General features: G+C 46.2%; 19 protein-coding genes, 3 tRNA genes and 1 CRISPR repeat array. Of the genes, 14 read left to right on the top strand and 8 right to left on the bottom strand.

The features are described from left to right. The first annotated feature begins 35 nt into the window (after positions 1 to 35). Positions 36 to 506 (top strand): UPF0179 family protein, encoded by a 471-nt coding sequence (locus N186_RS02450; RefSeq protein ID WP_240366752.1) that lies wholly within the window; start codon positions 36 to 38, stop codon positions 504 to 506. On the opposite strand, the gene N186_RS02445 is transcribed toward N186_RS02450, so the two are convergent. After that, positions 436 to 1,245: a peptidylprolyl isomerase gene (locus tag N186_RS02445; protein WP_020962191.1), complete on the bottom strand. Its 810-nt coding sequence runs from the start codon at positions 1,243 to 1,245 to the stop codon at positions 436 to 438. The genes N186_RS02450 and N186_RS02445 overlap by 71 nt on opposite strands. A 122-nt stretch (positions 1,246 to 1,367) precedes the next feature. Here N186_RS02445 and N186_RS02440 point away from each other — a divergent pair, with 122 nt between their 5' ends. The 6 genes from N186_RS02440 (at position 1,368) to N186_RS02415 (ending at position 6,798) form a co-directional block, all read left to right on the top strand. Next, positions 1,368 to 3,566 carry a CDC48 family AAA ATPase gene (locus N186_RS02440; protein ID WP_187147046.1) on the top strand — a complete coding sequence of 733 codons (2,199 nt, stop codon included), beginning with the start codon at positions 1,368 to 1,370 and terminating at the stop codon, positions 3,564 to 3,566. Positions 3,567 to 3,571: 5 nt separating this feature from the next. Continuing rightward, complete coding sequence (locus N186_RS02435; protein ID WP_148681993.1) at positions 3,572 to 3,820, top strand: hypothetical protein; 249 nt, start codon at positions 3,572 to 3,574, stop codon at positions 3,818 to 3,820. After that, the gene (gene fen / locus N186_RS02430) at positions 3,810 to 4,850 is read left to right on the top strand and encodes a flap endonuclease-1 (protein WP_020962188.1); all 1,041 of its coding nucleotides are present in this window, start codon (positions 3,810 to 3,812) and stop codon (positions 4,848 to 4,850) included. Before N186_RS02435 ends, fen begins: the two co-directional genes overlap by 11 nt. Then, positions 4,835 to 5,326 carry a DUF371 domain-containing protein gene (locus N186_RS02425; protein WP_020962187.1) on the top strand — a complete coding sequence of 164 codons (492 nt, stop codon included), beginning with the start codon at positions 4,835 to 4,837 and terminating at the stop codon, positions 5,324 to 5,326. Before fen ends, N186_RS02425 begins: the two co-directional genes overlap by 16 nt. A 151-nt stretch (positions 5,327 to 5,477) precedes the next feature. Continuing rightward, on the top strand, positions 5,478 to 5,867 hold the full coding sequence (locus N186_RS02420; protein ID WP_020962186.1) for a hypothetical protein: 390 nt from the start codon (positions 5,478 to 5,480) through the stop codon (positions 5,865 to 5,867). Next, the gene (locus N186_RS02415) at positions 5,851 to 6,798 is read left to right on the top strand and encodes a ParA family protein (protein WP_020962185.1); all 948 of its coding nucleotides are present in this window, start codon (positions 5,851 to 5,853) and stop codon (positions 6,796 to 6,798) included. The genes N186_RS02420 and N186_RS02415 overlap by 17 nt, the downstream gene beginning before the upstream one ends. A gap of 102 nt (positions 6,799 to 6,900) precedes the next feature. Here the strand turns inward: N186_RS02415 and N186_RS02410 are convergent, their stop codons facing one another. Then, positions 6,901 to 7,107, bottom strand: a complete 207-nt coding sequence (locus N186_RS02410) for a DUF433 domain-containing protein (RefSeq protein ID WP_020962184.1) — start codon at positions 7,105 to 7,107, stop codon at positions 6,901 to 6,903. Positions 7,108 to 7,253: 146 nt separating this feature from the next. On the opposite strand from N186_RS02410, the gene N186_RS02405 reads away from it, so the two are divergent. From N186_RS02405 to N186_RS09810, 4 genes are all read left to right on the top strand, one after another. Beyond that, the gene (locus N186_RS02405) at positions 7,254 to 8,660 is read left to right on the top strand and encodes a hypothetical protein (RefSeq protein ID WP_148681992.1); all 1,407 of its coding nucleotides are present in this window, start codon (positions 7,254 to 7,256) and stop codon (positions 8,658 to 8,660) included. Positions 8,661 to 8,840: 180 nt separating this feature from the next. Then, positions 8,841 to 8,917, top strand: a tRNA-Ile gene (locus N186_RS02400). A 90-nt stretch (positions 8,918 to 9,007) separates the two neighbouring features. Further along, positions 9,008 to 9,099: transfer RNA gene (locus tag N186_RS02395), tRNA-Asp, on the top strand. Positions 9,100 to 9,284: 185 nt separating this feature from the next. After that, the gene (locus N186_RS09810) at positions 9,285 to 9,629 is read left to right on the top strand and encodes a type II toxin-antitoxin system HicB family antitoxin (RefSeq protein WP_052887125.1); all 345 of its coding nucleotides are present in this window, start codon (positions 9,285 to 9,287) and stop codon (positions 9,627 to 9,629) included. 260 nt (positions 9,630 to 9,889) lie between these two features. Here the strand turns inward: N186_RS09810 and N186_RS02390 are convergent, their stop codons facing one another. From N186_RS02390 to N186_RS02380, 3 genes are all read right to left on the bottom strand, one after another. Continuing rightward, complete coding sequence (locus tag N186_RS02390) at positions 9,890 to 11,305, bottom strand: ATP-binding protein (protein WP_148681991.1); 1,416 nt, start codon at positions 11,303 to 11,305, stop codon at positions 9,890 to 9,892. Continuing rightward, positions 11,265 to 11,546, bottom strand: coding sequence for a ribbon-helix-helix domain-containing protein (locus tag N186_RS02385; RefSeq protein ID WP_020962179.1), 282 nt, complete (start codon positions 11,544 to 11,546; stop codon positions 11,265 to 11,267). Before N186_RS02385 ends, N186_RS02390 begins: the two co-directional genes overlap by 41 nt. A 444-nt stretch (positions 11,547 to 11,990) precedes the next feature. Continuing rightward, positions 11,991 to 13,094, bottom strand: coding sequence for a hypothetical protein (locus N186_RS02380; protein WP_020962177.1), 1,104 nt, complete (start codon positions 13,092 to 13,094; stop codon positions 11,991 to 11,993). A 237-nt stretch (positions 13,095 to 13,331) separates the two neighbouring features. Next, a CRISPR array of direct repeats spans positions 13,332 to 13,613; the repeat unit is 26 nt; unit sequence GCTTTCAATTCTTTCTCAGTTGCATC. A 420-nt stretch (positions 13,614 to 14,033) separates the two neighbouring features. Between N186_RS02380 and N186_RS02375 the strand changes: the two genes are divergently transcribed. From N186_RS02375 to N186_RS02365, 3 genes are all read left to right on the top strand, one after another. Next, positions 14,034 to 14,128: transfer RNA gene (locus N186_RS02375), tRNA-Trp, on the top strand. Between the two features lie 137 nt (positions 14,129 to 14,265). Beyond that, a complete protein-coding gene (locus N186_RS02370) occupies positions 14,266 to 14,679 on the top strand; it encodes a hypothetical protein (protein ID WP_148681990.1) in 414 nt (137 codons plus the stop codon). Between the two features lie 61 nt (positions 14,680 to 14,740). Beyond that, positions 14,741 to 15,043: a hypothetical protein gene (locus N186_RS02365; protein WP_052885500.1), complete on the top strand. Its 303-nt coding sequence runs from the start codon at positions 14,741 to 14,743 to the stop codon at positions 15,041 to 15,043. Here the strand turns inward: N186_RS02365 and N186_RS02360 are convergent. From N186_RS02360 to N186_RS09435, 3 genes are all read right to left on the bottom strand, one after another. Continuing rightward, positions 15,040 to 17,553, bottom strand: coding sequence for a DNA-directed DNA polymerase I (locus tag N186_RS02360; protein WP_020962174.1), 2,514 nt, complete (start codon positions 17,551 to 17,553; stop codon positions 15,040 to 15,042). The genes N186_RS02365 and N186_RS02360 overlap by 4 nt on opposite strands. Before the next feature lie 4 nt (positions 17,554 to 17,557). Next, on the bottom strand, positions 17,558 to 17,773 hold the full coding sequence (locus tag N186_RS02355) for a hypothetical protein (protein ID WP_020962173.1): 216 nt from the start codon (positions 17,771 to 17,773) through the stop codon (positions 17,558 to 17,560). A gap of 75 nt (positions 17,774 to 17,848) precedes the next feature. Beyond that, a complete protein-coding gene (locus N186_RS09435; RefSeq protein WP_148681989.1) occupies positions 17,849 to 18,004 on the bottom strand; it encodes a 50S ribosomal protein L40e in 156 nt (51 codons plus the stop codon). Positions 18,005 to 18,081: the final 77 nt, after the last annotated feature.

Genomic DNA, 18,081 nt, shown 5'->3' with positions numbered 1-18,081 from the left:
AGCGTCGATGGGAAATGGGGAGAAAAACAATATCAATGGTAACCGAGTCCTTCGCGTCGAAGGGGTCAATTTTCCAGCCGATGCTTTCCAGCAAGTGCATTGGCTGTGAAAACTTCTCTGTATGCATAGGCGCGCTCAGGCCACTAGTCAGCTATAGGGTGGTCTCTACCCGGAACCACTACAACGTGTGCCCGGCGCTGGCGGAGAGAATGCAAGTAGTCGAGGTAGAAGAGTTGCCCTTCCAGGTGATTCTAGAAGCCCAGGTAGCGATACCGGGTGCATCTGTCCGATACACTAGGCCATCTTGTGGCGAGGACATAAAAAAGCAGTACCCCCTAGAGTGCAACCCGGTCTACCTAGAAGAAGGCGAAAAAATAAACGTTATAAAGCGTGTCGCAAAAGTCGGAGAAAACCTTTACCTATGCGAAGTGGAGGCTACTGCTCCTCCTTCGCCTCGGCTCTGGATTCTTGCGAAGCACTTTCTTGCCCAGCGGAAGACTCCTTAGACTCCTCCTTCGCTGCTTCTCCTTTCTTTTCTTCCTCCTTCTTTGGCCTCTCGATGGGCACCTTGGCTACGAATTCTACATTGTTGATATTTTCGAAGTGCCTCTGGACATCCCTCACAAAGCCGCTGAGTAGCGTGAAAGCGTTTTCAATGAGGAATATCGAGGTTGGCACCTCTATTTTTACTGTGTCTCCGGCTATCTCTGTCTTTATGTTTTCTTTGGGGATGTTCCTGAACCACCTGTGGAACAGTTCCCTAATTTTTTCTGCATCGTCCTTGAGGATCTTTTCGAGAGTCAACTCTACCTTGACCTTTTTGCCTGCAAATGGATGGTTAAAGTCTATTGTAACTCTGCCCGCGCCTATCCTTATGACGCGGCCCCTCCTTCCCTCGATCTCTACTTCTTCGCCGACCCTTGGTATGACCCCCCTGCTTGAAAGCTCCCTCGCTGGGAGAATCACGATGTTTTTAGGGTCTCTCTCGCCGAAGGCCTGGGAAGGCTCGAGGACGAACTCTCTCTTTTCATTCTCATTCATCTCTACAAGTACGTCCTCGATGGGTTTTATGACGAAGCCCTCCCCAATAATGACTAGTTCAGGCTCGAAGACTACGTTCTCGGTCTTGAGCCCAGCCTTCTCGGCAACCTCCTTGTAGGTGGTGTCAATAACTTTTTCCTGCGTGTCGTCGAGCACCGTGAGCGTGTAGTTGATCAGTACGAATTCTCCCTTCTGCAGTCCCATACTTTTATCGCCGCAGTGTCGAAGAATTCATCTAAATATTAATTTTACCTTTTCCAAGCCTCCATGAAAAGCAAATTTATAAGCACAGTTTCATCTTTGATTTTAGGTTTCTGGTGACTAATTTGAGTGATGGAGAAAAACCCCAAGAAATAGAGCTGAAGGTCTTGGAGGTCAGGCAACACGAGGCTGGAAGAGGCAGAGTAAGAATAGACGAAGACGCAATGGAGGCACTCGGCATCAGCGCGGGCGACGTCGTAGAGATAGAGGGCAAGAGAAAGACCGTGGCAGTGGCGTGGCCGGGCTACGCCGAGGACAAGGGGAAAGGAGTCATAAGGATGGATGGCTGGACACGTAAAAACGCCGGGGTAAGCATCGGCGACAAGGTGAAGGTGCGCAGGGCCGAAGTAAAGCCAGCAACGTTTGTCAGGCTGGCCCCAGTCTCAATGACGCTAGCGGTGGACGAGAACTTCATTGCATATGTCAAGAAACGCCTGCTCGACAGGCCGATAATAGAGGGAGACGTTATACAGATACCCGTACTTGGGCAAGTGATACACTTCACTGTCACAAACATAAAGCCAAAGGGAGTAGTAGTCGTAACCGACAAGACACAGCTAAAGATACTTGAAAGACCAGTAGACACAGGCAAAATACCAAGGGTCACCTACGACGACATCGGAGACCTAGAGGAGGCCAAGCAGAAGATACGTGAAATGGTCGAGCTGCCCCTCAGACACCCCGAGCTCTTCAAGCGCCTAGGCATCGACCCGCCGAAGGGCATCCTGCTCTACGGCCCCCCAGGCACAGGCAAGACCCTGCTGGCAAAGGCCGTCGCAAACGAGACAGACGCATACTTCATAGCAATCAACGGCCCAGAAATAATGAGCAAGTTTTATGGCGAAAGCGAGCAGAGGCTAAGAGAAATCTTTGAAGAGGCAAAAGAGCACGCCCCGGCAATAATATTCATAGACGAGATCGACGCCATAGCCCCAAAGAGGGAGGAAGTAACAGGAGAAGTAGAAAAGAGAGTAGTAGCACAGCTACTAGCACTAATGGACGGACTCGAGGCACGCGGAGACGTGATAGTCATAGGCGCAACAAACAGGCCCAACGCTGTTGACCCAGCCCTCAGGAGGCCTGGCAGGTTCGACAGGGAAATAGAGATAGGCATACCAGACAAGCGTGGACGCCTAGAGATACTCAAGGTACACACCAGGAGCATGCCGCTAGCAAAGGACGTCGACCTCGAGAAGCTAGCAGAGATAACACACGGGTACGTAGGCGCAGACATAGCCGCCCTCTGCAGAGAAGCCGCAATGAAGGCCCTGAGAAGGGTTCTCCCAAAGATAGACCTAGAACGCGAAGAAATCCCAGTAGAAGTCCTAGAGACAATCGAAGTCACAATGGAGGACTTCATGAATGCATACAGAGAAATAACTCCAAGCGCCCTCAGGGAAATCGAGGTAGAAGTCCCAACTGTACGCTGGACCGACATAGGTGGACTAGAAGAAGTAAAACAGCAACTCCGCGAGGCAGTAGAATGGCCACTGAAATATCCAGACTCGTTTAGGCGCCTAGGCATCGACCCGCCCAAGGGCATCCTGCTATATGGTCCGCCAGGCACTGGCAAGACCCTGTTGGCAAAGGCCGTAGCCACCGAGAGCGAGGCAAACTTTGTAAGCATAAAGGGTCCAGAAGTCTTCAGCAAGTGGGTAGGAGAAAGCGAGAGGGCAGTAAGGGAGCTCTTCAGGAAGGCCAGACAGGTCGCCCCAAGCATAATCTTCATCGACGAGATAGACGCCCTCGCGCCGATGAGGGGACTCGTCTCGACAGACTCGGGCGTAACAGAGCGCGTAGTAAGCCAGCTCCTCACAGAGATAGACGGCCTAGAAAGGCTTGAGGGCGTGGTCGTGATTGCCGCCACTAACAGGCCAGACATTATTGACCCGGCTTTGCTGAGGCCTGGAAGGTTTGACCGCTTGATATATGTCCCGCCGCCAGACGAGAAGGCCAGGCTAGAGATACTCAAGGTACACACGAGGAACATGCCGCTCGCAGAAGACGTAGACCTCCTAGAAATAGCCAAAAAGACAGAAGGCTACACAGGGGCAGACATAGAGGTGCTCGTGAGGGAGGCTGGTCTCCTAGCTCTACGAGAAAACATAAACATTGACAAGGTCTATGCCAGGCACTTCGAAGAGGCACTAAAGAAGGTCAAGCCGTCCCTCACACAGGACATTATAAAGTTCTACGAGGCCTGGAACGAGAGGGCCAGGAAAGTCTCCAAGCAACAGCTAACCGTAACAGGATTCTACGTGTGAAGAAAATGAACAACGAAGCCGTCCTATTCGTTCTCTCCGAGCTTAAACGGAACAACGGGACACTAAACGACAAAGACCTCTACGAAAACGTAAACAAGGCCCTAAAATACGTCGGGCAAGAAATCTCGCCCAAAGAGTTCAACAAGCTACTCCTCATACTCGAGACACGCGGCTATATAAGGGTCGAAGGCTCCAGGAAAAACATGAGGATAATCAAGCTACTAAAGAAAGAGGCGAACACAAGTGGGAGTTAAAATAAAGGAGCTAGTAGAGCCCGTAGCAAAGGAGGTAGACCTAGAATTCTTCGCCAAAAAGGTCATAGCCATAGACGCCTACAACATCCTCTACCAGTTCCTCGCAACAATAAGGCAGAAAGACGGCACACCCCTAATGGACGCACAGGGCAACATAACCAGCCACCTCAACGGCCTATTCTACAGGACAATAAACTTCGTAGAGGTAGGCATAAAGCCCGTCTACGTCTTCGACGGCAAGCCCCCAGAACTCAAACAGAAGGAGCTGGAGAGAAGGCTACAGGTAAAAGTCCAGGCAGAACAAAAATACAAGGAGGCAATCGAGAGAGGAGACCTCGAGGAAGCCAGAGTCTATGCACAGCAGACCAGCAGGCTCTCCACGTCCATGGTCGAAGACGCCAAGCTACTCCTACAGTACATGGGCATACCATACATAAACGCCCCAAGCGAGGGAGAAGCCCAGGCCGCACACCTAGCAAAAAAGGGAGACGCCTGGGCCACGGGCAGCCAGGACTTCGACTCCCTGTTGTTCGGAAGCCCCAGACTAGTCAGAAACCTCGGCGTCACCGGCAAGAGGAAGCTGCCCAGGAAAGACGTCTACGTAGAAGTAAAGCCAGAAATAATAGAGCTGGAACAGCTCCTAAAAACACACGGCATAACACATGAACAGCTAATAGTCATAGGCATACTCGTAGGCACAGACTACGCCCCAGAAGGCGCAAAAGACATAGGCGTAAAAAAGGCACTAAAACTAGTCAAAGAGCTCAGGGACCCCGACAAAATCTTCAAAACAGTCGAGTGGCAAAGCGACGTCCCGCCCCAAGAAATACTAAAGCTCTTCCAAAACCCACCAGTCACAGACAACTACACCCTCACGTGGAGACAGCCAGACAAAGAAAAAATCATAAGCCTACTAGTAGACAAGCACCAGTTCTCCCTAGACAGGGTAACAAACGCCCTAGACAGGCTAGAAAAAGCATACAACACACACTTCCGCCAACAATCACTGGAAACATGGTTCGGCTTCTAGACGGCACACCCATAGAGATAATCAACGCCAAGGGACACCCAAACATACGCGCAACCCACAAAACCACAATGGAGATAACCAGAGACCCAGAACTCACACCACGCGGAGACTGCATCATCGGAGTAAAAGCAGACAAAGCCGCAAAAGACCTCTCACCACAAACCCTAAACCTAATCAAGACCCCAGCCCCAATACTAATCATAATCTACCTACCACAACACGACACATACGACCACTTCTACGCCCACGGAAACCCAAACCTAAACCCCACACACCCAGCCTCCATAGTAATAAGAAAAAGCACCTACATCGACCCACGCACAATCGCGACACAGTCCCAAAAAGCCGCAAACGACCTACCACAACACATCAAAAACCACCTAAAAAACCCAGACACCCACATACAACTCATAATCACACACCCAAACCAAACACCACAACAAGTAATACAGCTAATCAAGAGCCAGTCATATTAAGTGAAAGAAAAATCCTAAACTATGAGGAAGCCTTTTTCTAACTTTGAACAAGAAAAGAACAAAAAGCTGTAATTCATCGCAATTTAGATTTTTTATCTAACAAAGCGATAAAGCTTAATATTTGATAATACAAACTTCTTAATAGAGGGACATGCGTCTGCTCCAGGGCATTTTAAGTTTAGATTCCATAGGAAAGCTCCGAGAAATAGTTGAAACATCCAAGAATGAACGTGAATTCTGCGAGCTCCTGGCAAATCATTTAGGAGCAAGAGCCCACACAGTAATCAACGGTGTAGAAGCAGATTTGTCGATAGACACAGAAGCCTGCGAAGTAAAGCTGTATCCTTCAAGGTTCTACAGTGGCTTTGGCCAAGCGCTAGCACTTGTACACATAGCAGGATTCAAAGATGTATGTGTCTTCCACGTAGTAAAGACAATTAGTGAAGAATACATGGAAAATTTAAGGAAGCTTTGCACTGCAACCAATCTCAAGGCATGCGTATATTCAGAGGTGAGCGGTTTACATGTCATCAACATGTAAGGTTGTATCTTTTGTATCTGCGTCTGGCGGCGTTGGAAAAACAACACTAGCAATATTCCTGGCAAAGTGGCTCGTCGAGAAGAGACTTGTCTCGCCACTAAAACTGCTAATACTAGACCTAGATCCCACAGCTGGGCTAAGCCTTTCTTTGATGGACGAAGATAAATATGACGACAGTCTTACAAAAGGGTCCACCCTGGTTAACCTTTACAGAGATTACAACAAAGGCTTGATTACGAGAAAAATTAGTGACTACGTCACGCCGGTAAAACATGGAGGTGTAGAGCTTAACATTCTACCTCCAGGAGAAGACTTAGAACAAATTGTGGAGGAACTCTGGAATACCGGGCGTCCAGGCCCCGAGTTTCGAGAACTCCTAGAGAAAAGCGGAGCATATAACTTGTACGACTTTATAATTATTGATAGTGCCCCATTCTTCGATGTACGCTACACGGTTTTAAGCATATATGCTGCTACACGATACGTAGTCGTCCTAAGACCATCCATAGTAGATTCCAGGAGAACAGCCAGAATGCTGAGAAGACTCATGAAATACGCAAAAGATTTTGGGCTGTCGACCCCAGACTATATGGCAAGGTTTCTCGGAGTCATTAATCTAGCTAAGTCAGGAACAATAGAAGCAGATGCACTTTTAAACCTAAACTTCGTAGGCGTAAAACCAGCCAGAGGCTATAACCCACTCAAACATCCCAGTGATGAGAGACGCAAAAACCTAGAAAAATCAATTGAAGGACTTAGAAAGGTTATCAATTTCTCTAACTACGTACTACCCCTAAACGCAGACATATCAAGGCTCGAATTCAAAGAGATAATCAAAGGCGGAAAAAGCGATGACGATCTAAAGAACACAACAGAAAACCTCTTAAAAGACATATGGTCACACGCCACATGCCAAAAAAGCATAACATAAACCCAACGAGAACTCCATGAAGCCGACAACTAGAAGAGACGATCCCTTAAGCCTAAAACACACAGCCTATTACAAGCTTGACCGCTGTATCCCCTGCCATCCTTAACACGATGCAAAATAACGTAACGCCTCCCTTATCATCTCCTCATTCAGGCTGGGATAATAGTCCCTAACAATCTCCTCTATAGACACGCCGGCCCCAAGAAGCTCAACAACATCACTAACCAGAACCCTGGTTCCCTTAAACACAGGCTTACCATGACAAACCTCGTCATCAATAACAATATACCTACCAATCTCCAGCCTCATAACCCTAAAATAAACACACGGGGGTTTAAAATCTAAACGAAAAAGCGGACAAAAATTGCCCATAAATGGTGATTATTAGGAGAAAAACTAAAACATGTTTCATGACTAACTAAAAAGCCACTATTGGTGTTCTTCCTTTCTTTGGCGTGAAGAAAAACAGCATGCAGGGTGACTTACAAATTTATTTATTCTTGTTTTTAAGAGAATATACATTAGATGCCAAAATGACGCAGTCTAACGAAACAGATTCATATAAAGAGGTGATTCTTCAAGAATTGCTTAAACGAACTTCGCTACCGCTACTCGGCGAAGACATAAAAGTCGCTGTAAAAATGCTGAAGGCTTCTCTAATAGGAAACAAAATTTCCTTCAGCAAAGATACAATTTTAGAGGTGGCAAAACAATTAGGCTTAACACCAAGCCTTAGCGAGATTAAATCACCTAGGCCCAATCTGCCAACTACTTATAGGGCCTATTTCACGATTAGAGATAAGTCGGTAACTATAGCAATTGAACAAACAGACATTCCCCTTGTACATAAATTCAATTCTCTAGAAATTCGATGCAAAAGTGCCGGAACTATCAATTCATACTTTTTGGATTTCTATGACTTCATTAGTAATTTGATTGCGAAAGGTATATTTGTCTTTGATAGAGACAATCCAAAAGAAGTCCTAGTAAAAGATCCAGAAAGATTTAGAAAAATCCTGGATGACCTAGAAAACGAGTTTTCAGACAAATTAATAATACCCGAGAAAAATATTTTTCTTTCGATACTTCTTTCCTACCAGCGTATAGTAAACTATTACTTCCTAAAAAAAGGCGACACACTTATACGGCTTGAGAGAATTGGCAAAACACTAAAATATGTTGACAAAAGAGTTGTAATAGTACCACAAGACATCGTTAGAGACAGTGAACTAATCCTCGAAGTGTTCATTTCTGCAACAGAAGAATCTGGTGCTTTGTGGGCCGGAATAACCCCAAGATGGTACAGTATACACATATTTCTAAACCCATGCGAATCAATATGGAGTTCCATGGCAAGCTACGAAGAGATTAAAAAGTACCAGATAAGCTTTGAAGATAAGATTACACTAGACAACGAACTTGAAAAATTACTTCTAAGGACTGTAAAAGGCATAGACAAAGAGTTTTTGTTAAAAAGCGGCTTATTCAGATTATCAAGCACAAAGCCAAATAACAAACAAGGAACGAATCTTCATCAAGAAGTTCAAGAACTCCTTGCTAATTTGGGCAGAGAACTAGAACTTCAAAGCATCATCGAATACAATCTTGGGAACACCAGAATAGATGTTGCCTGGCTAGACAAGGGCCTTCTAAAATTCGCCTTCGAAATAGTAATAGAGGGAAGCATCCTAGAAGCACTCTACAGACTCCAAAACGTGAATGCTGAGAAAAAGATACTTATAGTTAAAGATGATCGACTAAAAGAAGCAGAAGGAAAAGCCCACAACGAAATAAAAATCATACCCCTCTCATACCTCTACAACCGTAGCAAAATAGACCTAATTAGACACCTGCTACTCTAATAAGAACAGGAATACTGCTACATCCTCCCCAAGACCATATCTCACAGACTGCCACATGTTTCCTATAAGAAAATGCCCAAACACATCCAGTGCAAACTCATCATCAAAAGCCAGCAGAAAAACTATGCACATGCAAAGAAAAATTTATTACCAGACAACCCCTACTAAAAAACGACCTTAGGGCCCGTGGCTCAGCCTGGTGGAGCATCCGGCTGATAACCGGGGGGTCCCGGGTTCGAATCCCGGCGGGCCCACCACCCACCTCCTTCTCACACTCCTAGCCCCACACAGCAAAACATTTTTAAGCAGTCCCCAGAATAAATAACCGCAAACAACAACTATTCGTAGCCCCGGTCGTCTAGTGGCCCAGGAAGGCTAACCCTGGAATGGCGGCCTGTCGAGCCGCAGAACCCGGGTTCGAATCCCGGCCGGGGCGCCACGCCCCTCTTTTAGCTCATCGCTGGAAATAAATTCCTGCTACCGTTTAGGTTGTGGATATGTGGAAAAATTTGAATATAACAATGTTATTTCTAAGCATAACAATGTTATGCATATTATTTTGAACAGAGAAAAACAAAAATAACAAAGTTATTATTAAGAATAATTTCGTTATTAATTCTTGCCTTGAAGGTTTGCAAGGTAGCTCTCCAAGGAGAATCCTCTTCCAACCAAGGCACCGAGGCTCATACTGCTAGCACCAGAATATTTGGGCAAAGCCCGACTCTTCACGATGAAATTTTGTGGCTTGCCTTGCCGATAGGACTTAAAATGGCGATCAGTTTTATTTTAGGGGCAACCATGGAGTTGCAAGCCGTCCTGTGGAAAGAAGAAGACATGTACATAATCAAGGAGGTCACTACAGGCGTAACGACACAAGGGAGAACAATCGAGGAGGCCATCCAAAACCTGAAAGAGGCGCTTGAACTTTACCTAGAAGAGTTCCCAGAGATTGTGGAAAAATCGAGATAGGGTTCAAAGCTTTCTTTGATAAAGAGAAGTCTGTTATAGGTACCTTACTAGTACTAAATGGTACTATGTTTCTAACTTCTATTAGTACTTAAATGGTACTGTATCGGTACCAATATTGTGTTGTTACAAGAGTAAAAGAAAAAGTGGTACTGGCACGTAGGATATGTGTCTCTCTGGGTCGGAGTCTAAAATGTCTCTGGTGAGTACTATGGTGTTTGGGGATATTGTTTTCCTATTCAGGTATTTGCGATATTTGCATTCTATTTGGAAACGGTATAATTGTTCTTTTTTCTGATGCATGAGATGAAGTCAATTTCTTTGGACTCTGATGTGGGTGTTTTTCCATACATTAGTACTCTGTCGTAGTTTATTGTTCCTGGCAAGTGTTCAAAGAGTTGCTGTGCTAGCAAGAGGTGGGAAGCCACCACGCTTTCTACGAAGAGCCCCTTGAATTTTTCATCTTTTAAGAGTGTTCTCGACTTTTCCAGCGGATCGGGTATGTTGTTTAGGTATGCATATAGCGAGTAGAAAAGGAATGGGTCGAGTATGTATAGTTTAGGGTTTTCATTGTAGTTTGGCTGACACTGTGTGTCTTTCCTTTCACTATATGAGAAGAAAAATGCCCATGTCGATTTTAGATATTGTAAGTATTGGTCCCTGATTTGCTTTTCCTTTAAATTTCTTTCTATTTCTGTAAGGTCGGATACGTTAAAAGGTCCGGATAGCTTTTTAGGATTCACAAGCTCAGTTAGAATCTTTCGAAGAAGCTGTGGATCTAACCCTGCCTTTTTTGAATCATTGATAAGCAGTTCGGCTATTTCGTAATAGAAGTTTTCCGTGATCTTTTTATTCTCATAAAACTCTTTGACTGCTTTTGGATAACCGCCATGGATTAAATAAGCCTCAAACATCTCTTCAAGCGATGCACCAAATCCGTTGTAGAGATCCCATAAATTTTCATTGATTTTTCCTTCTTTCAAATCAACAAGAATATTGAATCTTATACCTGCTTTTCTTTTTCTACCACTGCTTAGGTACGAATCCAACTCGCTACTTAACCCCTCTGCTACTTCTGAGAAACGTAAAGGAGTAAAAAGCAAGTTTCCTCCCAAGTTAAATGCCGTTGCTAGTTCGCCTCGTCTACTGCTACTAAGCTTTTCGGCTGCCTGTGCCAGATCCATTGAGTGGCTTCCAGTAGCTATTATTATTAGTCTTCCTTGAGAAAGTAATCCTTGATCTGAGATGTTTTTTAGAACCAGTGACCAATTTTCATACATGGAGACTTCGTCTAAGAAAATGTACTTATCTCCCTCGGTCTTAGCCAGCGTTTCTAATATTTCAAGAAGGCTAGTATTCCCAAGTCTCTGGTAGTCAAGTGAGATATAGTAGATGCTTTGAGGATCGATTCTTAGCTCATTGATTAAAGAATATATAAGTAATTTTATCACTGTAGTTTTACCCGCGCGCCTAGGACCTCTAATCGTTACTATCCCGTATTTGTTTCGGTTCCTCTTTAATGTATCCCTGATATAACGGTACATCCGGCTGATGACTTTGTAGGGTTCACGTTTATACTCCAAGAACTCTTTATCTTTTTCGTACCAAAGGCCATCTACCCACCACGGGTTATACAGTCTAAGTTTTTGTCGAAGCCTCTCTACGGATGTACCGCTCAAGGTACTCCACCCGCTTCTGCAGCTTGATGAGGTCGAGGCCTATCCTCCCGAGCTCCTTCCTCATTTGGTCCTGCCTCTGGAGCAAGTACTCCAAGTTCTCCTCTATGCCTCCCTCAATCTCTCCGAGGTGTTTAAGCACGAGCCTCTTAACGTAACCAGGCACAGTTAGCCCCTGCTCCTGGGCCAGCTTTTTGAGCTCCTCGTAGTGCTCCTCGTCAATATAGAACTTTACCTGCCTCAAGCCGCCTCGGTACTATAACGGTACCAAGAGGTACTTAAAATTAGTGTTTATGGTTGCTAGAAATGAATCTTTCTGAACTGTATAGTACCTATAAGGGTACCAAAAAGTACCAGAGAACCAACGTCTAGGCCAACATTCAGTGAAGTCTACAGATTCCTCCAAGTAATCTATAATACATCGAGCAGAGTATCTTAAACTTTACTTAATATACAAAAAACTAAATTTTATAAGCCTAAAGCAGGCATCATAATTCCAATATTTCTATCCTTTTGGGCTCCATTCGCCAATTATTTGTCCTCTTTTATGTTTCTTTCCGCTTCTAGTGGCTACACGATAGTATTTTTTCGTTTTCGGGTTGTGTATACGTTTGCGTTTTTTAGTGGCCATGCTTATATTGTTAAAAACAGTTCTATAAATAATTGATTTCGAAAAATGATGAACTTTTTAGGAAATTTTTACTTTAACTCTTTTTGTCTCGCTTGGATAGGCTGTGCGCCATAGAAACCAAGGGATGTCTTCTCTAATTTCTCTAAAGTCTTTGAAGAGAAATGGAAAGACAACTAGCATCGTGGCCGAAAGCGAAAACAGTAGGAATGGTAAAGGATTCATCAGAATGCTTAGTGAAAGTGCTGGAATCAGGAAGCTAAATGTTTCTATAATGTCCGTTGCCTCGAATAGGCCATTTAGAAAAGTCTGCATATTCTTGGATAGGGATTTGAATGCAAAAAGTGCAGGTTGTAGAGAAACAGCTGATAAAGCCGCTATAAATAAGTAGTAAATGTTTGTTTTCCATACTTCATAGAGCACCAAAGCGAAACTAATGAGGGCCAATAATGCCAGGCCGATATAAACTTGAAGGACTCTTCCAGAAAATTTTCCCCTTAGCCTAACTGCCTTCTCAAGGTGACCAGCAGGGGCTTCCAGAGCATTTCCTAACACTGCAAACAAAACTGCAAAAGTGTATTTTGCCGCACAAATTACTGCTTCTCGAGGCGTCCGTGCCACTGGCTGCCTATCAAGCATTTTTCTTAATTCTTTTCGACCGATAGGCTTTGCATCGAAAATAGTAGGGTCATCTAGTAACTCATGATATTTTCTAGCTTTCTTCTCTATCTCGTCGTGAAGCCATTTATCATAAGAAGGGACACATCTGTCTTGAACATAGTGCAGGACTTTTCCTAGCTCAGCTATTCCCGCCTCAGAAACAGTTCTATACCTTAATATTTCCCTGCGTACCTTATCTAGTCTGCCCAATATATCTCTCTTTTTGTTGTATAATGCAAAGAATAACTGTACATCAGATGGTAAGTTCTGGGAAGCAACATCAATATTCTCTGAGTGATGAGCTATCCTTCTTCTATAAACCCTAGTACCACCCGTTTCGAAGTCAAAATATCTCATTTCAGCATATTCGGCTTCCTCATCCAGCTTCACGTTTTCTCTAACCAGCTTTCTATCAAAATTTCTTGGTAACACTACTGGCAACTCCATTGACCTAAGATAAGAAAGAGCCCTCTGAGTTACTACCTTATGTGTTTCCCCATGCATTAAGACCAAATATACTGATCACTGACAGCTAATAAAAGTTTTAGACGCCAACATCTTTCATCCATGAAAAATCATATAGCACGCCTGAGAAGACCAAAGAGATACTCACCAGGAAAAACTTGGAAAACCAATCTAGAAGATCCCGGCAAACACAGGCAACCCCCTACAAGAAAGGAGACCCTAGAACAAGTGTGCGCGCACTCCAGCTCGACCCCACATACAAGGGAAAAAGATGTGGTTCTCAATTCTTTCTTAGTTGCATCCGTGGGTGGCTGTACGACACGGTACTTTGCATGTATCTCTCTTTCAATTCTTTCTGAGTTGCATCCTCACCGACGGGCGCGTCGTTTTTCATGCCATAGACTTGCTTTCAATTCTTTCTCAGTTGCATCGCAGACATGGAAAATTGAACCAGATTTTGCTATTAGCTTTCAATTCTTTCTCAGTTGCATCTCTTTTGTGCGAAAATGACTACTGCATAGCAGGACTTTTCGCTTTCAATTCTTTCTCAGTTGCATCCGAATTGTTTTGCTCGGGTGGGGTTTATATGTTTAACGTTTAATTTTTTGAAGAAGCCTGCAAAACTGCCCTAGCACTCAAAATTACACGTTGGAAGCTTCTGAAACTTCCCACCAGGGAATCTTCCCAGAATGCCCCGTTTTGGGTCGGGAATTCTTCCCGTAATCTCTTTTCAAAATAACCTTCCCAACGAGAAACTTCATAAACAACTTTTAGTTTTCCTTCAAGGAAAACGTTGACAAAAAGGCGTTATGCATTTACGATAGAGGTTGGTAGAGGCAAGTAGTTCTCTTCCTCAATGTTTTATTCTTGGCGTTGCTCTGTTTCTGACTTGACCGCTCGAGCCCGCAGAAAAATCTCAACCTTTCACGGTAAAGAAAAATTTATTACCAAACGAGCTAAATATCAAAATGACCTTTTGGGCCGGTAGCTCAGCAAGGTAGAGCGGCGGTCTCTTAGAGAGGTCGAGGCTCCAGACCCGAAGGTCGGGGGTTCAAATCCCTCCCGGCCCACCAGTTTTCGCTTGATTGCTTGGGGTGTCTAGGCTTTTCAGAATCATCTTGGAGTGTTTTGGCTGGTGTGCCGGGCGTGGGTTGCCGCTTTTCATTGCGTGCGCTGTGCGTCTCGAGCGGCGACCTTTTGGGCGCCCGGCATGTATTTATTTTGGTTTGGGTTTATGTTTTTGGTGGTTGTTGTGGAGAGGGATATTGAGCTGATTAAGCGTAGGATGTTGCTTGAGATGCAGAGGAAGATGCTTGCCAGGGAGGCTAAGAAGCCGGCTGAGGCGGTGGACTACTATTCGGTTTTCTTGGAGCACTTGACCGAGGATGGGCGCGAGATGTTTAATCGTGCCCTTGAGCAGTACGGGGAGGTCGCGAAGAAGGTTGCCGTGAAGATTGGCCAGCTTTATCATAGTGGGCGCCTCAGCGGGAGCCTCGATGCTAGTGCTGTTTACTGGGTTTTCCAGGAGATAGGCCTGCCCATCAGGATAGAGACTAGGATTGTCTACAAGAAGGGTGGCGAGGTCAAGTCTATCAGTGACATGTTGAAGGAGGAAGAGGAGTAGGCCTCGGAGGGCATCTTTATATACTTGTTGACTGGTTTTTTGTTGCATTGGGTGCATGTATATGGGTAAAGCCGTGAAGCTGATATTTGTCGGCGCGGACTGGGCCCCCTTCAATGATAAGCTTAAGCGTTTGTGCCAGGAGGTCGCCGCTGCGAAGGGCGTAGAGTTCGAGGAGAAGAAGGAGGACTACGTCTTCTTGACCAAGTACGGCGAGACAGACGAGCTTGGGGGAGCCGACATCCCGCAGGTCTTTGTCCAGTTCGACGATGGGACGATAAAACATGTCTTGACGAAGGTGCCGGTCGTAGGGATGAACCCCGACTTTGAGGCCGCCAGGAAAAAGCTGGAGGAGGCCTTGGCCTAGAATAGTGTCTGTGTTTTTCCTTCTAGTAGGTCTTCGAAGTCTATTTCTAGCGCGTCTAGGACTTGTTGGAGGGTTGTCTTCATTATTTCGATGTATTTGTCTGGGTCTATCTCGTCGAGCCTTGCGACCTGTACGGCTTTGACTCCCTCTTTGTTCCTGGTCTTCACGAAGGCTATTATCTCGCCCTCTGGAACCGCTTCTTCCAGCTTGACGTCGGGTGGGACGAGTTTGAGTTTCTTCCTGTATTCTAGGAGCTGTCTCGCCGCCTTGACGTGTTGTGGGGTTGTCTTGGTGTATTCTTTGAGGGACTTTGTGAGGGCTACTTTGAAGGCTAGCTGGTCTAGTGGGACCTCGTGTTTCTTTAGGTGTTTGAGCGAGTCTTTGACTTTCTCTTCGACTTTTTCTACGGATTTCTCGAATACGAGTATGTTGTCTGCCTTTGACAGCTCTGCGATGATGTCTGAGAAAACGTTCTTGATGTAGTCGGGCGTGTTCCTCTTCTTGCCCGTGAGGCCCTTTATGTCTACCTTGCCCTCCTTTAGGAGGCCCAAGTAGTTCTTCTTGCGCTTGCTGAATACGACCCACTTGTACTCCTTGTCTATGCTCAGGTCGATCTGCAGGTCGTTAAGGACGCCCTGTAGGAGGCTCTCCAGCTTATCTTGCGTGGGGTTCCAGAGGAACAGGCTGTCCGTGTCGCCATATAGGACTGGGATGCCCATCTTGACGGCTTTCTCCATGGTCTTCAGGATCGAGTACCTGCCCAGGGCTGTAGTGCTCTCGGCGACTGGTGGACAGTAGAGGGAAAACGATTCCGCACCGAAGACTCCATAGCTGGCGTTTAGGAAGACCTTGAGCGCCGACTGGATGACTTCGTACTGCATTTTTTCTTGCTCGTCTTTGCTTGCCTTTGCTCCTTTCTTGTAGACGTAGACCCTGAGGTCCCTGAGGATGCCTATAATTTCAGACATCAGCCCCCTCTTCCTTTTACACACCCAGTGCGGCGTGCCAGGTATCTTGTTGTCCCTGCACTCCTCGTGTGGGCACCGGACGGTCTCGTAGCTCAGGTTCCACTTCTTGATGACACTTGGGTATAGTGAGGCGAAGTCCACGACCACGACGTTGAAGTACACGCCGGGCTTGGGATTGATGACTATTGCGCCCATGTATTTCTTCCCCTTTATGATGGCCTTTGTCGAGGTCTGACCCTTTATGCTCAGTATGTCCTCTGGGTTCGGGATAAGCCAGCCCCTCTGCCTGTGCTCATAGTAGAACATGTTTCTGATCCACGCAGAGATGTTGTGGCGCGTCAGGTCCTCTATTGGGAGCTTCGATATCCTCATCATCAGTATAATGAGCTTCACTACCAAGTCGTCGTTGAACGCCGTGAGCTTGTAGGTTAGCTCCGCGTCCCGCAGGTTGTACTCCACGAGCCTCTCAGGCGTCATCTCGCTGATAGCCTCGTCGTGCTTGACCTTGCCGATGCCGAGCAAGGCGCTTGCGACCTCGTCAAGGGTCCTCCCCTCCCTGTACTTGTTTCCAAACGCGTAGACCCTCATCGACCTATTCGTGAAAAACGCGTAGAGGTCAATGTGGACAGCGTTCTTGAGCTCTGCGTACTCCGCCTTTGGGCTCCACTCGATCGGTATCTCTTCTGGCTTGAATCCAAGCTTCTTGGCCCTGTTGTATAGGTAGGGCAGGTCGAAGTTGTCCCCGTTAAACGTGAGGACGACTGGGTACGCGTTTATAAGGCTGAAGGCGGCCGCTAGCAGGCTCTTCTCGTCCTCGAAGACAGTTATCTTCGCGTCTCCCAATTTTATCTCTGGGACCTCCTGCCACCTCTTCAGCAACAGTACGCCCTTCTGGCCGTCAGACGCATAGTAGGCCACAGCGATGACTGGCTTTTCCGCGTTCTCGGGCTTGGGTATTATCCCCTGGGGCGACTCGACCTCTATGTCTATGGCTATCCTCTTGAGCTTCGGTATGGGAGTGTTCAGTATCTGGGCCCACGAGAGGTACTCTGCGAGCTCAGTCTTGTCTTTCACCATTTCCCTGATTAGCTTCTCAATGTGCTCGGGTATCGGCGATAGGACTATCTTCGGCTTGCCGTCTTCAAGAGTATAGGGCATCCCCGGGATAAGGTTGCTGTCATATATGTAGCAGTGGTGGTACTTTATCTTGGCCTCCCACGCGTGGCCCTTCAACTGTTCCCTTATGCTGTCCTTCGCTCCACCTATCGACAATGGGTCAAGGGCCTCCACCTTCGTCATCAAGATCCATCTGTCGCTCAGCGGGTCGTACTTCTCGACAACGTCCAGCCTATTGAAACCCTTGTGTTTCAGGACGTCTGGGTACCTCTCGGCCAGCTCGTCGGGCTTCAGGTCGGTGAGGAGATACGGGTGGTGGTCGCTGTAGTCGGGAACCCTGACCAAGACGTGCTTCTCGTCGTCATAGAAATACATTTCAGCCCTTGCTTCTTTCCCGTTGTACTTGACCGAGAGGAGGTATAGCATTATGTCACCTAGAGAACCTTTCCAGGCTCCACACGTTCTTGCGGTACGCCTTCTTGTACTCGTTGTAGTGCTTCTTGCAAAGGTACACCCTGCCCTTCACGTCTTCCTTCAACGCGAGTCCAGACTTGCTCTTCTCGAACTCTTCCCTAGAAATCGACCTAACAGCCTGCTCGTTGCAGTCCTTTATCGAGCACGTCACGCCCTTAGAAATCTTACCCATTAAACCACCACAAATAATGGGTTCAACAGAGATATAACTTTATGTCTTAGAAAACATCTAGGGGAGAAATACCGTTTACTTCTTGTACCTCTTGGGCCTCAAGTCCCTGCTGTGGCACCTCCTACATCTCTCGGCGTTCCACGGGTTGCGGGCGTTACACTTCCTACATATCTTTACCCTGAAGTGGTGATTCAGAGCCAGCTGGAGCTTTTCAGGGTCCCTAATCGGCAAGAGTACCACCTAGCTACATTCACATATCTAGCCACTTTTAAGCTTATCGATAGCCGGCACAAAGAAGAAAACAGAAA

The organism is Thermofilum adornatum, assembly GCF_000446015.1.
GTDB classification, from domain to species: Archaea; Thermoproteota; Thermoprotei; order Thermofilales; family Thermofilaceae; genus Thermofilum; species Thermofilum adornatum.
Note: the sequence above shows the minus strand (reverse complement) of the source record. Positions and strands in the feature narration are given on the sequence as shown.

Excerpts from the sequence above, each read along its gene's own strand:
- N186_RS02450 (WP_240366752.1), top strand. The coding sequence starts at position 36 with ATGGTAACCGAGTCCTTCGCGTCGAAGGGGTCAATTTTCCAGCCGATG.
- N186_RS02445 (WP_020962191.1), bottom strand. The coding sequence starts at position 1,245 with ATGGGACTGCAGAAGGGAGAATTCGTACTGATCAACTACACGCTCACG.
- N186_RS02435 (WP_148681993.1), top strand. The coding sequence starts at position 3,572 with ATGAACAACGAAGCCGTCCTATTCGTTCTCTCCGAGCTTAAACGGAAC.
- N186_RS02425 (WP_020962187.1), top strand. The coding sequence starts at position 4,835 with ATGGTTCGGCTTCTAGACGGCACACCCATAGAGATAATCAACGCCAAG.
- N186_RS02420 (WP_020962186.1), top strand. The coding sequence starts at position 5,478 with ATGCGTCTGCTCCAGGGCATTTTAAGTTTAGATTCCATAGGAAAGCTC.
- N186_RS02415 (WP_020962185.1), top strand. The coding sequence starts at position 5,851 with ATGTCATCAACATGTAAGGTTGTATCTTTTGTATCTGCGTCTGGCGGC.
- N186_RS02410 (WP_020962184.1), bottom strand. The coding sequence starts at position 7,107 with ATGAGGCTGGAGATTGGTAGGTATATTGTTATTGATGACGAGGTTTGT.
- N186_RS02380 (WP_020962177.1), bottom strand. The coding sequence starts at position 13,094 with ATGCATGGGGAAACACATAAGGTAGTAACTCAGAGGGCTCTTTCTTAT.
- N186_RS02370 (WP_148681990.1), top strand. The coding sequence starts at position 14,266 with ATGTATTTATTTTGGTTTGGGTTTATGTTTTTGGTGGTTGTTGTGGAG.
- N186_RS02365 (WP_052885500.1), top strand. The coding sequence starts at position 14,741 with ATGGGTAAAGCCGTGAAGCTGATATTTGTCGGCGCGGACTGGGCCCCC.
- N186_RS02360 (WP_020962174.1), bottom strand. The coding sequence starts at position 17,553 with ATGCTATACCTCCTCTCGGTCAAGTACAACGGGAAAGAAGCAAGGGCT.
- N186_RS02355 (WP_020962173.1), bottom strand. The coding sequence starts at position 17,773 with ATGGGTAAGATTTCTAAGGGCGTGACGTGCTCGATAAAGGACTGCAAC.